This is a genomic window from Desulfonatronum thiosulfatophilum, from assembly GCF_900104215.1.
In the GTDB taxonomy this organism is placed as follows: Bacteria; Desulfobacterota; Desulfovibrionia; order Desulfovibrionales; family Desulfonatronaceae; genus Desulfonatronum; species Desulfonatronum thiosulfatophilum.
On record NZ_FMXO01000015.1, the window covers coordinates 1 to 14,446 of the forward strand.

General features: G+C 59.7%; 11 protein-coding genes. 2 read left to right on the forward strand and 9 right to left on the reverse strand.

The genetic code is table 11. The features are described from left to right. Nucleotides 1-424: 424 nt before the first annotated feature. The 4 genes from metG to recA are packed head-to-tail and all read right to left on the reverse strand — an operon-like array spanning nt 425 to nt 7,500. The gene (gene metG / locus BLP93_RS12635) at nt 425-2,419 is read right to left on the reverse strand and encodes a methionine--tRNA ligase (protein ID WP_092122304.1); all 1,995 of its coding nucleotides are present in this window, start codon (nt 2,417-2,419) and stop codon (nt 425-427) included. A gap of 22 nt (nt 2,420-2,441) precedes the next feature. Then, a complete protein-coding gene (locus BLP93_RS12640; protein WP_244148750.1) occupies nt 2,442-3,734 on the reverse strand; it encodes a PSP1 domain-containing protein in 1,293 nt (430 codons plus the stop codon). A gap of 10 nt (nt 3,735-3,744) precedes the next feature. Next, entirely contained in the window at nt 3,745-6,384 is a 2,640-nt protein-coding gene (alaS, locus tag BLP93_RS12645) for an alanine--tRNA ligase (RefSeq protein WP_092122307.1), read from the reverse strand. Nucleotides 6,385-6,423: 39 nt separating this feature from the next. Beyond that, the gene (gene recA / locus BLP93_RS12650) at nt 6,424-7,500 is read right to left on the reverse strand and encodes a recombinase RecA (protein ID WP_092122310.1); all 1,077 of its coding nucleotides are present in this window, start codon (nt 7,498-7,500) and stop codon (nt 6,424-6,426) included. A gap of 88 nt (nt 7,501-7,588) precedes the next feature. On the opposite strand from recA, the gene BLP93_RS12655 reads away from it, so the two are divergent. Both BLP93_RS12655 and BLP93_RS12660 read left to right on the forward strand, forming a co-directional pair. Beyond that, a complete protein-coding gene (locus tag BLP93_RS12655; RefSeq protein ID WP_341844801.1) occupies nt 7,589-8,755 on the forward strand; it encodes a tRNA(5-methylaminomethyl-2-thiouridylate) methyltransferase in 1,167 nt (388 codons plus the stop codon). 139 nt (nt 8,756-8,894) lie between these two features. Next, the gene (locus BLP93_RS12660) at nt 8,895-9,860 is read left to right on the forward strand and encodes a calcium/sodium antiporter (protein ID WP_092122313.1); all 966 of its coding nucleotides are present in this window, start codon (nt 8,895-8,897) and stop codon (nt 9,858-9,860) included. 162 nt (nt 9,861-10,022) lie between these two features. Here BLP93_RS12660 and thrB read toward each other — a convergent pair whose 3' ends face one another. The 5 genes from thrB to BLP93_RS12685 all read right to left on the reverse strand — a co-directional run bounded on the left by thrB (nt 10,023) and on the right by BLP93_RS12685 (nt 14,290). After that, complete coding sequence (gene thrB / locus BLP93_RS12665; RefSeq protein ID WP_092122316.1) at nt 10,023-10,610, reverse strand: homoserine kinase; 588 nt, start codon at nt 10,608-10,610, stop codon at nt 10,023-10,025. 66 nt (nt 10,611-10,676) lie between these two features. Further along, a complete protein-coding gene (locus tag BLP93_RS12670; protein ID WP_092122319.1) occupies nt 10,677-11,402 on the reverse strand; it encodes an ABC transporter ATP-binding protein in 726 nt (241 codons plus the stop codon). Then, nucleotides 11,399-12,166: an ABC transporter ATP-binding protein gene (locus BLP93_RS12675; RefSeq protein ID WP_092122322.1), complete on the reverse strand. Its 768-nt coding sequence runs from the start codon at nt 12,164-12,166 to the stop codon at nt 11,399-11,401. The genes BLP93_RS12670 and BLP93_RS12675 overlap by 4 nt, the downstream gene beginning before the upstream one ends. Before the next feature lie 18 nt (nt 12,167-12,184). Beyond that, a complete protein-coding gene (locus tag BLP93_RS12680; RefSeq protein WP_092122325.1) occupies nt 12,185-13,198 on the reverse strand; it encodes a branched-chain amino acid ABC transporter permease in 1,014 nt (337 codons plus the stop codon). 168 nt (nt 13,199-13,366) lie between these two features. Beyond that, on the reverse strand, nt 13,367-14,290 hold the full coding sequence (locus BLP93_RS12685) for a branched-chain amino acid ABC transporter permease (RefSeq protein WP_244148751.1): 924 nt from the start codon (nt 14,288-14,290) through the stop codon (nt 13,367-13,369). Nucleotides 14,291-14,446 lie beyond the last annotated feature (156 nt).

Below are 14,446 nucleotides of genomic sequence, written 5' to 3' on the forward strand. Positions count from 1 at the left end.
TTGGCGCGTTGGATTGGTACGTGCAGCAGCGGTTTGGTCGTTTTCTGACGACCAGGAGCCAACGGCGCAGCCGACGTCTGGGTGAAGGTTCGCTGTATGCGGCCTTGCAAGGCCTGGGGTTGGTCTACCTGCGTAAGAGATACAAAAGCCGTCAACTCCTTGTGAATGCCTGTGGCTGAAAGATTATCGGAGAGCCGTATGCGGGAAAACCGCACGTACGGTTCGACGAGGGGGCGCTGATGTCCGGAATGCATATCAGTAGACACGTAGTAGTCGCGTGCGACGAGGCGTTCGGTAAAAGTCCTGAGTGACGAAGGAATTAGCGCTCTACTCTACACATTTTTTTTTGCGATTGCGATTCCGATTGCGGTTCCGATTGCGATTTCGACCACGAGCATGAACTGATATTTCATCTGCTCCCGATCTATGAAACCTTGCTTCCCGGCGGGACCTGATTCGAGGGAGCGAGAAGTCGCAGCCCTTCCGGAGAGTGCACGGCCAGGACCATGCCCTGGGACATTGCGCCGCGCAGTTTGCGGGGCTTCAGGTTGGCCACCACCACAACCTGGCGTCCGATCAGGTCATCCGGTTTCCAGTACTCGGCAATTCCGGCCACGATGCTCCGCGCCTCTGGTTCAGCCAGATCCACATGCAGGTGCAGCAGCTTGTCCGCCCCCTTGACCGGCTCGGCTGAAAGTACCGTACCCACCCGCAGATCCAGGCGCTGAAAATCGGCAAATTCCATCAATTCCGGAGTGGGTTCGACAGCCTTGGCAACTTCGGACGCGACTGTTCCGGAGCCTGACGAGCCGTCAGCGATCTTGGATTTGGACTTTCCGCTTTTCGGGGCCGCGGCATTCTCGTCGCGGCCTTGGGCCGACTTCGCGGTTTCGAGCCGGGGAAAAAGGCTGGAGGATTGGGCGACTTCCGTTCCCGGCTCCAGCGCTCCCCAACGCAAGACCTCGTCCGCCAGATGCGGCCATAATTTCGCGGATCTGCGCTCGCCGAGCTGGGCCAGCATGGTTTCGCTTTCCTCGGGCATCACCGGCCAGAGATGAACGGCAATCTTGCGCATGCCTTCGAGGAGCGTATACATCACCGTGCCCAGTTCATCGCTGCGCTGCTCCTTGAACAGGGTCCATGGCTGGGACGCGTCCACGTACTTGTTCAGCGCCCGGACCAGGGTCCACAAGGACTCCAGGGCCATGGAAAACTGGAAGCGCTGAAAATGGGCCTGGAAATTTTCCAGGCATTCCGAGGCCAGGACGTGCAGATCTTCTTCAGTCTGACTGATGGGTCCAGGAGCCGGCGCCTTTCCCTGAAAGTACTTGTGCGTCATGCTCAGCACGCGGCTGAACAGGTTTCCCAGATCATTGGCCAAGTCCGCGTTGAACCGCACCCGCAGGGCATCCTCGGACACGTTGGCATCCTGCCCGAACTGCATCTCCCGCAACAGAAAATACCGAAACGGACCGCGCCCGTATTTTTTGGCAAAATCCAGCGGCTCCACCACATTGCCCAGGCTTTTGCTCATCTTGGTATCCTGGACCAGCCAATAGCCGTGGACATTGAGGTGCCTGTACAGCGGCACCCCGGCGGACAGGAGCATGCAGGGCCAGAATATGGCGTGTGGCTTGAGAATGTCCTTGGCCACCAAATGCTGAGCCTGGGGCCAGAATCGCTGGAACCGCTCACCCTCAGGCCATTCCAGGGCGCTGATGTAGTTCAGAAGCGCATCGAACCAGACGTAGGTTACGTAGTCCGTGTCAAAGGGCAGTTCGATACCCCAGGACAACCGGCTTTTCGGTCGGGAAATGCACAGATCCCCGAGATCCTCGCGCAGCAGTCCCAGCACTTCATTGCGGTAACGCTCCGGGCGGATGAAATCCGGATTGGCCTCGATGTGTTCACGCAGCGGCCCCAGGTACTTGGACATTCGGAAAAAATAGTTCTTCTCCTGGATGAACTCCGGTGCCGTGAGATGGTCAGGACAGAGACCGTCCCGAAGCTCTTTTTCGGTATAGAATCGTTCGCAGCCGAAGCAGTAGTGCCCGCCGTACTCCCCGTGATAGATGTCCCCGCGGTCGTAAATGAGTTGCAGGAAACGCTGCACGGTGCGGACATGACGAGGCTCGGTGGTCCGGATGAAATCATCATGCTCGTAGCCCAGCTCGCCCCAGAGGGAACGGAACCGAGCGCTGATCATGTCGACATAGGCCTGGGGAGTTTCGGCATGGGCTTCGGCGGCCTGGACGATCTTGTCGCCATGTTCGTCCGTACCGGTCAGAAAAAAGGTATCCCGGCCCATCAACTTCTGAAAACGGATCATGGAGTCGGCGACGGCCGTGGTATAGGCATGCCCCAGATGGGGCTTGGCGTTTACATAGTAGATGGGGGTGGAAAGAAAAAAAGATTGCAAGGAAAACCTCTGTGCTATGGTTTCAGCTCTTGTCCGGGGTAGCGGACGTCTGCTGCTTCTTGGTCTTGCGACGGGAAGAACGGGAACGACGCTTGGATTTGCCGGGATTCTCAGCGACAGGGCCTTCCTGACGCGGCGTTTTTCGACCGGACTTCCGGGATTTCTTTGGCGGCTGAGATTCCGAAGCAGGCTCGCTGCCCGATTGGACCTGATTTTTCTCCGGTTTCGGCGACGCGGTTTCCGCAACCGTCTGGATCACAGCCGGAAGCATCCTGCTGTTTTTCGGATGGACAGGCTGTTCCGACCGCACCGGCTGCACCGGTTCCCGCGCCCCGGACAGGATCCGCTTCCATTCGTCAAGATCGATTTCCTTTTCGCCCCCCGGTTCCAAAAAGATGGACAGGGTGCGCCGGAAATAGTTGGCCCGAATGACTTTTGCCGAACCAAGAAGCGTGGTGTACCGCTTCCCGATCTTCGGACATTGATTCAGAAATTCGTCATAATTGGGCTGCTCGAAACTCAGGCAGCACAGCAGACGATTGCACACTCCGGAAATCTTCGCCGGATTCAGAAACAGGTTCTGTTCCTTGGCCATCTTGATGGTCGAGGGAGCAAACTGCCTCAAAAATCGTTGACAACAGACAAGCTGGCCGCAATTGCCCAGTCCTCCGAGCATCTGCGTTTCATGACGCGCGCCTATTTGGCGCAGTTCGATGCGTGTACGGTAGGATCGCACCAGATCCTTGACCAATTCCCGGAAATCGATCCGGTTGGGCGCCGTGAAGTAGAAAATGATCTTGCTGCCGTCAAAAAGGACTTCCACCTCCACCAGCTTCATGTCCAGGCCCCGTTCCACGATGCATTGCCGGCAATACTGATGCGCGTTGCGCGCCAGTTCCCGGTTGTCACGGTCACGGATCAGGTCTTCTTCGGTGGCTGGTCGAAAAATTGCCTGCAGATCCTCCGAGGAGCCCCTGGAATTGGAATCTTCGCCGTTTTGAACAGCCGTGGACTCGCGGTGCTGTCGTGACGGCTCAGCCTTGGCCTCGAGTGGGACGGGAGGTTCATCCGAGGCGGAGTTGGAGGAGGTCTCGGAATACAGCACCTTGATCCTATCCTGGGACGAGACATCCGGAAGCTTCGACCCTGCGCTTTCAAAAACAGCCAGGGGCGTGGTGCGTTCCACCTTGCCCATGTGGATTTCACCCTCCACCTGGACCAGAACGTGGTCGCCGACCGTGACGACATACGGCTCCGAACGATAAAAGAGCATCCGATTTCCGGAGGCAATGCGAACGGCGAGGATATTGCTCATGCCGTTTCCATCAGGCTGACACCAACTGTCGCGCCTGTTCGATAACCTGGGGAATTCCGGCCGGGTTGCCGCCTCCAGCCTGGGCCATGTCCGGCCGACCGCCGCCGCTGCCGCCGACCAGGGGCGCCAGGGCCTTGACCAGGGCGGAAGCGGTGAAGCGGTCATGCAGATCCTTGCTCACCGAAACAATGAGCATGGCCTTGCCGTCCGTCTCGGCAACCAGAACAATCACTCCGGATGACATCTTGGAGCGCAGGTCGTCCATCATTTCCCGCATCGCCTTCACGTCCCGGACATCCACGGCCGTGGCCAGAAGTGGAACACCGTTCACGTCCTGAAGCTGAGCCAGAAGATCCTTGCCTTTTCCGGAGAGCAGCTGGCCTTCCAGGGCTTCCTTTTGTTTGGTGATTTCACGGTTCTGGGCCAGCAGAGTCTGGAGTTTTTCCGGAAGGCCGCTGGGAGGCACCTTCAGCAGGGTCGCGGCCTCCCGCAGCACGGCTGCCTGCCCCCGCCAGTGCTGTAAAGCTCTGGTCCCGGCCAGGGCCTCGATCCTGCGCACTCCGGCAGCAATCCCGGATTCGGAGAGAATGACGAAACTCCCGGCCTGGCCCGTGGAGCGCAGATGGGTGCCGCCGCACAGTTCCGTGGAAAAGCCGGGCACGCTGACTATGCGCACCTCAAGACCGTATTTCTCGCCGAAAAAGGCCAACGCACCCCGCTGCTGGGCTTCTTCCGGCGTGGTCACAACCACGTCCAGGGCCACATCGGCCAAAATGGCCTGATTCACCGCGTCCTCCACGGCCCGCAGCTCGTCGCTGGTCATGGCCATGGTGTGGGTGAAGTCGAAGCGCAGGATGTCCGGCGAGACAAAGGAGCCGGCCTGGCGGACATGATCGCCCAGGACCGTGCGCAGGGCGGCCTGGAGCAGGTGAGTACAGGTATGATGCCGGGCCGTGTCCAGGCGCAATTGTTCGCCCACGGCCAGTTCCGCCTCCTGGTCCAGAAACAGCTCGCCCTCCCGGACGGTGACCCGCTGCACGGCCAGGTCCGGACCGGCCTTGACCACATCGTCCACCAGCGCCAGACCCGTGGCTGTGCGCACCTCGCCCTGGTCGCCCGCTTGGCCGCCGGAAGCCGCGTAGAATGGAGTTTTTACCGCTACCAGCCAACCCTGCTCGCCGGTCTTGAGCGTTTCCACGTTCTCGCCTCGGGCATCGGTCAGGGCCGTGATCCGGCTGGAAATCGCGTAATCGTCGTAGCCCACGAAACGGGTGGTCAATCCGGCCTCCAGCATGTGACCGAACATGACCGAGGGATCGTTTTCCCCGCTGCCCTTCCAGGCCTTCTTGGCCCGCGATTTCTGCTCGGCCATGCAAACCCGGAAACCGGCCTCGTCCACGCCGAATCCCTGCTTGCCGGCCACGTCATGGACGATATCCAGGGGAAATCCGAAGGTGTCGTAGAGCTTGAAGACAGTTTCCCCGGAAACCTGCCGCTCGCCCCGGGCCGCAAGGGCCTCCAGTTCTTCGGAAAGCAGCTTCAATCCCTTGTCCAGGGTCTGGCCGAAGCGTTCCTCTTCCTGGCTTACCACCCGGACCATGAACGTCCTGTTCTCCAGCAGCTCGGGAAAAGTTTCGCCCATGCGCACGGTCACATCGTCGCAGACCTTGTGCAAAAACGGTCCGGAAAGTCCAAGCAGTCTTCCGAAGCGGAAAGCGCGGCGGATCAACCGGCGCAGGACGTACCCGCGTCCCTCGTTGGAGGGCACGATGCCGTCGGCCACCAGGAAGGCGACGGATCGGCTGTGGTCCGCGATGACGCGCATGGCCGTGTCGATTTCCTCGGACTCCCCGTATTGCCTGCCGGAAAGCTCTCGGATATGGGCGATCAACGGCGTGAACAGGTCGGAGTCAAAGTTGGAGAAGACTCCCTGGCAAACCGCGCTGATCCGCTCCAGTCCCATGCCGGTGTCGATGCTCGGCTTGGGCAGCGGATGCAGGGTTCCGGAAGCGTCGCGTTCGTACTGCATGAACACCAGATTCCAGATTTCCAGGTACCGGTCGCAGTCGCATCGGCCGATGCCGCAGTCCGAGCCGCAGGACATGGCCTCGCCCTGGTCGATGAGTATTTCCGAACAGGGACCGCAGGGGCCGGTATCGCCCATGGACCAGAAATTGTCCTTTTCATCCAGACGGAAAATACGCTCCCGGGGAACGGCAGCCACCTGCTCCCAGATCCCGATGGCTTCGTCGTCGTCCCGGAAGACCGTGACATACAGCCGCTCCTTGGGCAGACCCAGCTCCTGTGTCAGGAAGCGCCAGGCAAAGTCGATGGCCTCGGCCTTGAAATAGTCGCCGAAGGAAAAATTGCCGAGCATTTCGAAAAAAGTGTGGTGCCTGGCCGTGCGCCCGACATTTTCCAGGTCGTTGTGCTTGCCGCCCACGCGCAGGCATTTCTGGGAACTCACGGCCCGGTTGGAGGCGCGTTTCTCCTGCCCCAGGAAGGCTTTCTTGAACTGGACCATGCCCGCGTTGGTGAACAGCAGGGTCGGGTCCTCCCGGGGCACCAGCGAAGAGCTGGGTACGATTTCATGGCCGTTGCGGGCGAAAAAATCCAGAAAGCTTCGGCGAATGGTTTCCGCGGTAATCACTGTATCAATGCTCCTGAACCGGCATGGCCGGCGAAATGTTTACTCTGCTTCCTCGGAAATGGAGGGTTCCACCTTTGGATCGTCCGTTGCGCCGGAAGCATCTCCCACACCCAGGTGCCGCAGCAGTTGGTCCTCGATGGTTTGCCGCAGATCCGGATTCTCCTGAAGAAAGGCGCGGACATTCTCGTAACCCTGCCCCAAGCGTTCGGAACCGAAGGAGAACCATGAACCGCTCTTATCCACGATCTTGTGTTCCACGCCCAGTTCCAGAACCTCGCCTTCCCGAGAAATACCCGTCCCGTACATGATGTCGAAAATCGCCTCCCGGAACGGGGGGGCGACCTTGTTCTTGACCACCTTGACCCGGGCCTTGATGCCGACGGATTCGTCCTTGTCCTTGATGGTCTGGATGCGGCGGATGTCCAGGCGAACAGAGGCGTAAAACTTGAGGGCGTTGCCTCCAGGAGTGGTTTCCGGGCTGCCGTAGCCCACCACGCCGATCTTCATCCGGATCTGATTGATGAACAGGACTGATGTCTTGGATTTGTGGATGGTCGCGGTGAGTTTGCGCAGGGCATGAGACATCAACCGGGCCTGGGAACCGACCTGGGTCTCGCCCATGTTGCCTTCCAGTTCGGACTGGGGAATCAGGGCCGCCACGGAATCGATGACGATCAGGTCCACCCCTCCGGAGCGCACCAGCATGTCCGCGATGTCCAGGGCCTGCTCGCCGTAGTCCGGCTGGGAGATGAGCAGTTCGTCCGTCTTCACGCCCAGACGGCGGGCATAGGTCACGTCCAGGGCGTGTTCGGCGTCGATGAACGCGCACACCCCGCCCAGCTTCTGGGCCTCGGCGATCATGTGCAGGGTCAGGGTGGTCTTGCCCGAGGACTCGGGTCCGTAAATTTCGATCACCCGGCCCCGGGGAATTCCCCCGATGCCCAGCGCAAGATCCAGGCCGATGGATCCGGAGGGGATGATCTCGATGGCCTGATGCGCATCATCTGAAAGACGCATCACCGAACCTTGCCCGTATTTACGTTCAATGGTCGTCAGCGCTGTCTGCAATGCCTCCCGGCGAGCATCCTGAGGTTCCACCGCGGGTTTCCGAGCCATGATTCATCTCCTTGGCCCATGACGATCATGAGCTATTCTCTGAAAATTGATCAAACGAAAGTCGTCGTGAATAGCAAAAGAGAAGGATATGGGCAACCGGGTTCCGTTCCCGATTGCCACAGGCAAGCGCCTCGGATACCATGGCGTAATGCCCGATACGTATCATGCCTTGGCCCTTTTTTCCGGAGGCCTGGACAGCATTCTGGCCATGAAAACGCTGCAGGCCCAGGGCCTGCGCATTCTCGGCCTGCATTTCTGCTCGCCCTTTTTCGGCCATCCGGACCGGATCGAACACTGGAAACGAATCTACGATTTGGAAATCCAGTCCGTTGATGTTCACCAGGAATTCATCGACCTCCTGCTCACTGGACCGCGCTTCGGGTTCGGCAAGGTGCTCAACCCCTGCGTGGACTGCAAGATCACCATGCTGACCAGGGCCAAGTCCCTGCTTCCGATTTACGGCGCACGGTTCCTGGTCAGCGGCGAGGTTCTCGGTCAGCGCCCCATGTCCCAGCGCAGGGACACCCTGAACCTGATCAGCAAGCAGGCCGAGGTCCGTGATATTCTGCTCCGCCCGCTTTGTGCAGGCCATCTCGATCCCACTCCAATGGAACGGGAGGGACTTGTGGATCGATCCGGACTGCACGCCATTTCCGGCCGCGGACGCAAGGATCAGCTCCGGCTGGCCGCGGAATTCGGCCTGCCCGAAATCCCTACTCCCGCGGGAGGCTGCCTGCTGACCGAACGGGAATCGGCGAAACGTTTCTGGCCGGTGCTGACGCGCATCCCTGAGCCGAGCCCCCGGGATTTTGCCCTGGCCAATATCGGACGCCAGTTCTGGAACGGCAGGCTCTGGATGGTGGTTGGCCGCAACAAGGCCGACAACGAGGCGCTGGAAGGCATGGCGTCGACTGAAGACCTGCTGTTCAAGGCTGTGGACGTCCAGGGCCCTCTGGCCTTGGGGCGCGGCAAGCCCGGCATCTCCTGGACTGAAGAGGACGTACGGCAAGCGGCCGACTTCGTGGCCGGGTTCAGCGCAAAAAAACGCCCTCCAGGTCAGGCTGCCCAAATCCGGCTCGTCCGGGACGCACGGCCCCACACCCTGGAGTGCCCCGCTCAGGCGTCAGGGAATGCACCGACATGGATGGAATTTACCTGGGATGAAGCACGGCAGGAAAAGCAGGATCGGTTTACACAGGATCAAGGGAAACAGTCCGGGGTTGAGCAGGCGGACCGGCATCCGCCGCAATCCTGATCCGTCGCCACCGTCCATGGGCTCCGCCTCTTTGCTGTATCCCCGGCGCACCTTGCAGCCATCCACTCCGACGTCGCCCGACTCCAGACAGGATCATCCCTGAACATCGAACTCCCGGTCATCCGGAAGCCGTATTCCCATGGACATACTTGCCAATCTCCTGCTCATCGCCTTCAGCGCAGGGCTGCTCTGGAAGGGCGCGGACCTCATCGTGGACAACGCGTCGGCCATTGCCCGCCGCCTGGGCATCTCCGAACTGGTCATCGGCCTGACCATCGTGGCCGCCGGGACATCCGCTCCGGAATTTCTGGTCACGATCACCGCGGCCTATCAGGGGCTGGCCGAGATTTCCCTGTCCAACATCCTGGGATCCAATATCTTCAACCTGGGGCTGATTCTCGGGCTGGTGGCCATGATCCGACCCATTCCGACGCACCCCACCCTGCTCTACCGGGACGGCGGCATGCTGCTGGGACTGACCATGATCATGATGTCCTTCATAGCCCTGGATTTCCTGGGCCGCTGGTCCGGCATGCTGCTTCTGGCCGGCTTGGTAGGATATGTCGGTTATCTTTTCTCCAGGGCGCCAAAGGCCATTGCCGAGGCAACCATTACCTCCAGCGCGGATTTGAAAACGGAGAACCCTGGAGATCCGGCGGCGACGTGGCGCAACTATCCGCTGCTCATGGTCGGCTTTCTGGGAGTGGCCCTGGGGGGGAAATTCATGGTTCAATCGGCCACGGAACTGGCGATGATTTTCGGCGTCAGTCAGTGGGTCATCGGCGTGACCATTGTCGCGGGGGGCACCTCCCTCCCTGAACTGGCCACCTGCCTCGCCGCCTCCCTTAAAGGCCGCAACGACATGATCCTGGGCAATCTCCTGGGCAGCGACATCTTCAACTTTGCGGGCGTGCTCGGTCTGACCATGCTCCTGCGCCCCCTGCACGCGCCCCACGGCGCCCTGCTCTCCATGATCCTGCTCAATGCCATGATGCTGCTGGTCCTGTTCTTCATCCGCAGCAACTGGAAAATTTCCAGACCAGAAGGAGCGCTGCTGATCTGCCTGGCCCTGTTCCGGTGGGGCATGGATATCGGTTTTTCCTGAGCTTGACTCCTAGGGACCGCCACACCTCAGCGCGGCAAGTTGAAAATTTTGTGCTACTTCTAATGTTTCGCGCTCACATCACGCCGCACTGGGGTGCGGCGGTCCCAGGCTATGTCCGACGCAGTTTGCGGCATATACTGCTGGCTGCTGAAACGGCTTGGCTTAGGAGCCTGCCGGATGCAAACCAGCCTGCAACCGGTTCTCCAACCACGGACACAGCCGTTCCAGGGCCATGTCAACGGAACAGTCATCCATTTCCAGGATCAGATCGGCCGCCTCCCGATACAAGGGTTCGCGTTCAGCGTACAGTTCTTCCAGGGACTGTCCCGGCCGCCTGGCCAGCCCTCGCCCCTGGGCGTCTCGGACCCGCTCACAGACAGTGCCCACTGTGACCCGTAGATAAACCACCGGCCCCAGTTCCCGCAATCGCCGCACCGCGCTGGGCCCATAGATCACGCTCCCGCCGGTGGCCACCACGGTCCGCCACAGCCAGAGCTTTGCCACCACATCTTCTTCGGCCCGCAAAAAATTCTCCAGGCCGAACCGGTCCAGCAAGGCCTGCAAGGAACCACCCCAATGGGCCTCCATCAGCCGATCCGTATCCACCAGAGCCCAGCCTAGGCGTTCAGCCAAGGCGCGGCCCAAGGTGCTCTTGCCGGCTCCTGCCATGCCGATCAGGCTGACACAGGGCACGGTTTTAGGGGTGAAATCAGGGCTGGACAGCCGAAGATCCGGAAATGGCGAAGGCATGAGAAATCAGGAGTCAAAATTAAGGGTTAGGTGACCCATCATCCGGAAGCGTACGGGCTCTTTTTGTTAGCCGCCCAGATACGCCTTCTTGATGTCCGGGTGATCCATGAGCTCTGAACAAGGGCCTTCGAGGCGAATGGCGCCTGTATCAAGGACATAAGCCCGGTGGGCGAACTGGAGGGCCAGCTTGGCGTTCTGCTCCACCAGCAGGATTGTCATGCCGCCCTGGTTCAGGCGCTTCAGGGCCCGGAACATGTCGTACATCAGCAGCGGAGCCAGGCCCATGGAGGGCTCGTCCAGCATCAGGAACTTGCACCCGGTCATCAGAGCCCGACTCACGGCCAGCATCTGCTGCTCGCCGCCGCTCAAGGATTCGCTGCGCTGGTGACGACGCTCGTGCAGCCGGGGAAAAAGGTCGAAAATGTGTCGGTACTCCGCTTCCAGGTTCTCGCCGGGGTTGCGGGAATACGTTGCCAGCTTCAGGTTTTCCATCACCGTGAGGTTGCCGAAGATGTGCCGTCCCTCGGGGCACAGGGCCATCTTCAGCTTGCTCACAACTTCATGGGCCGGGGTCTTGAGCAGATTCTTGCCCTGGAACAGGACCTCGCCTTCCGTGACCCTGGGACCCTCCGGCGGGGGAAGACGGGCCACGGACATCAGCGTGGTGGACTTGCCCGCGCCGTTGGCACCAATAAGCGTGACCACCTCGCCCTCATTGACGTGAAAGCTGATCCCGTGCAGGGCCTCGATATTGCCGTACTTGACCTTGAGGTTCTCGACTGAAAGCATCACAGCGTTCCATCTCCCAGATAGGCTTTGATCACGTCGGGGTTGTTCTGAATCTGTTCCGGGGTTCCTTCGGCAATGGTCGAGCCGAAATCGATCACCTTGATCCAAGTGCACAGACTCATGACCACCTGCATCTGGTGCTCGATCATCCAGATGGTCAGCTTGAATTCCTTGTGGATCCAGCGAATGAGCTGGATCAGCCCGTCCACGTCCGAAGTGTTCAGTCCGGCCGCCGGTTCGTCCAGAAGCAGCAGATCCGGCTTGACCGCCAGAGCCCGGGCGATCTCCACCCGGCGCTGCATGCCGTAAGGCAGGTTCCTGGGCCGCTCGTGGGCGTAGCGATCCAGCTGCAACGCCTCCAGAATCTCATGAGCGTTGCGCTCTATATCGGCCTCTGCCCGCTGATATCGCTTAGTTCGCAACAGGGCGTCCGCCAGATTGTACCCCAGGGTCTGGTGCCGGGCCAGCCGGATGTTGTCCAGCACGGTCATGTCGTGCCAAAGACGGATGTTCTGAAACGTCCGGGCCACGCCCAAAGCGGTTATCTTGTGCGGCTTCATGGGCTTGGTGTCCCTGCCCTTGAAAAGAATTTGCCCCTGGGTCGGCTTGTAAAAACCGCTGACCAGATTGAACACCGTGGTTTTGCCAGCGCCGTTGGGGCCGATCAGGCCGTTCAGTTCGCCTCCGTCGAAGCGGAGATTGAAGTCCGAGAGGGCGCACAGGCCGCCAAAAACCTGGGTCATCGATTGTATCTCAAGCAAGGCCATATCTCTTTCCTCCACGTCCTACTTGAACTGAAACCAGCGGCGCAGGCGCGGGAATATGTCGGACAGCTCCCGGTTGCCCATGATTCCTTCGGGCCGGAAGTGCATCAAAATGATCAGCATCAGGGGGACGATCACCCACTTGATGATCTGCAACGGCCGCATGGCTTCCATCAGCACGGTGAACAAAACCGCCGAAAGCACTGAACCGGTCAGGGAGCCCATGCCGCCCAGGTAGACCATGACCATGATCTCCGTTGTCTTCAGAATGCCGAAGGCCCCGGGGTTCACATAGCCCAGAACGTGAGCGAACAGGCCGCCGGCCAGCCCGGCCAAGCCCGAGGAAAGCATGAAGGCGACCACCTTCATCTTGTTGGTGTTCACGCTCATGATTTCCGCGGCCACCTCGTCCTGGCGCACGGCAATGATGCCTTTGCCGTAGGTTGAGGAAACAAAACGCCGGATGATCCAGATGGTGAACACGGTTGAGATGAAAATCCAGATCAGCATCCAGGGCAGCTCGATTACGTCCTCCATGAACACCACCACGGATCGCATGCCCATAAATCCTCTGGGGCCGCCGATGGCGCTGATGTTCTCGATGGTGCTCTTGATGATGTACAGTGAGGCGATGGTGATGATGGCCAGATAGTCGTCCCGGGTCTTGAAGGACGGGATGGCCACCAGCAGACCGGCCAGAGCCGCGGCCACGGCCCCGCCCAGCAGGCACAGGGGAAAGATGACCAAAGCCAGCTCTGGAGAAAGCACCGCGGGACCGAAAACCCTGTCGTCCGTGAGCAGCCAGACCGAAAGCAGCGAGGAAACATAGGCGCCGACCGCCATGAAACCGGCATGGCCGCAGGAGAATTCGCCCATGTAACCGTTGACGATGTTCAGGCTGGAAGAAAGAATAATATTGATGCCCATGAACATGATCACGGTCTGAATATAAAGATCGATCATTCCGCCCTGGCTCATGCCGATCAGCCCGGCAAAAAGCGCGGCCAGCAGAATGGGCATGGTGAAACGCTGCATGGTTTCTGTCCGCCTATGATGAAGGTTGAAGTGTTGCCGGCCGTGAGCGAACTTTTGTGGATCGGTCCGGCCGAAACGCGAGAATCAATGCCCGCACGGTCCCGACCATGACGCAGGGGCAGCGTCGGGACAAGGCAAATCGGACCAGGAACGCATCAGCTTAAGCCGCTAGATCTTCGTCGTGATGGCCGTCCCGAAGATGCCGGTCGGCTTCAGGGACAGGATCAGCAGGAGGATGGAAAAGGCGATCAGGTCCCGGAATGTGGATGGGAAAAAAGCCACGACCATGATCTCCAGAAAGCCGAGCAGAAAGCCGCCCACGAAGGCTCCGCGAATGTCGCCGATTCCCCCCACCACCGCGGCGATGAAGGCCTTCCAGCCGATCATTGCTCCCATGTACGGCTCCAACACGGGATAGGACATGGAGTAGAGCAGCCCGGCCAGCCCGGCCAAAGACGATCCCATGACGAAGGTGATAACCACGATGGTGGTCACGGGGATGCCCATCAATGGAATGGCGAAACGATCGTAGGAGATGGCCCGCATGGCCATGCCGATCCGCGTTTTGGAAATAATGGCGTACAGTCCGGCAAAGACCAGGAAGGCGGTAAGAATGGTCATCACCCTTAGGTTGGTGAAGGTGACTCCGCCGACGGTGTACACAGTGCGCTCCACCAGGTCCGGAAAACTGCGCCGGCTCGCTCCGAGTACGGCCAGATTGGCATGCTGCAGAATCAGTCCGCACATCAGGGCCGTGATCACCACGTACAGCCGGTGCGCCCCCTTGTTGCGCAGCGGCCGATATGCCACGCGCTCGATGGTCACGCCCACGCCCGCGGTGAGGATCATGGTTATCGGGATGGTCAGCAGGAGCACCACATGGTTGGGCAGTCCGAAGCTGAAGTCCGTATACATGCCCATCAGGAAGGTGGCCGCGAAATAGGCGATGAAGGCCCCGACCATGAAGATGTCGCCGTGGGCGAAATTGATCAACCGCAACACGCCGTAGACCAGGCAGTATCCCAGGGCGATCAGGGAGTAAAAGCTGCCCCATTGCAAGGCGTTCATGATGTTCTGAAACAATGATTCCACGGGAATGCCTCGAAATTAGTATAAATAAATTGATGATAGAGAAATGGAGAAATCGGCATCAACGTCCGGATCATGACGAGCAGCAAGCCGACCAAAAAACTGCACCGGGTGCGCCGGATTTCCGACTACTGGGGATTGGGCATTTAACTGCCTGAA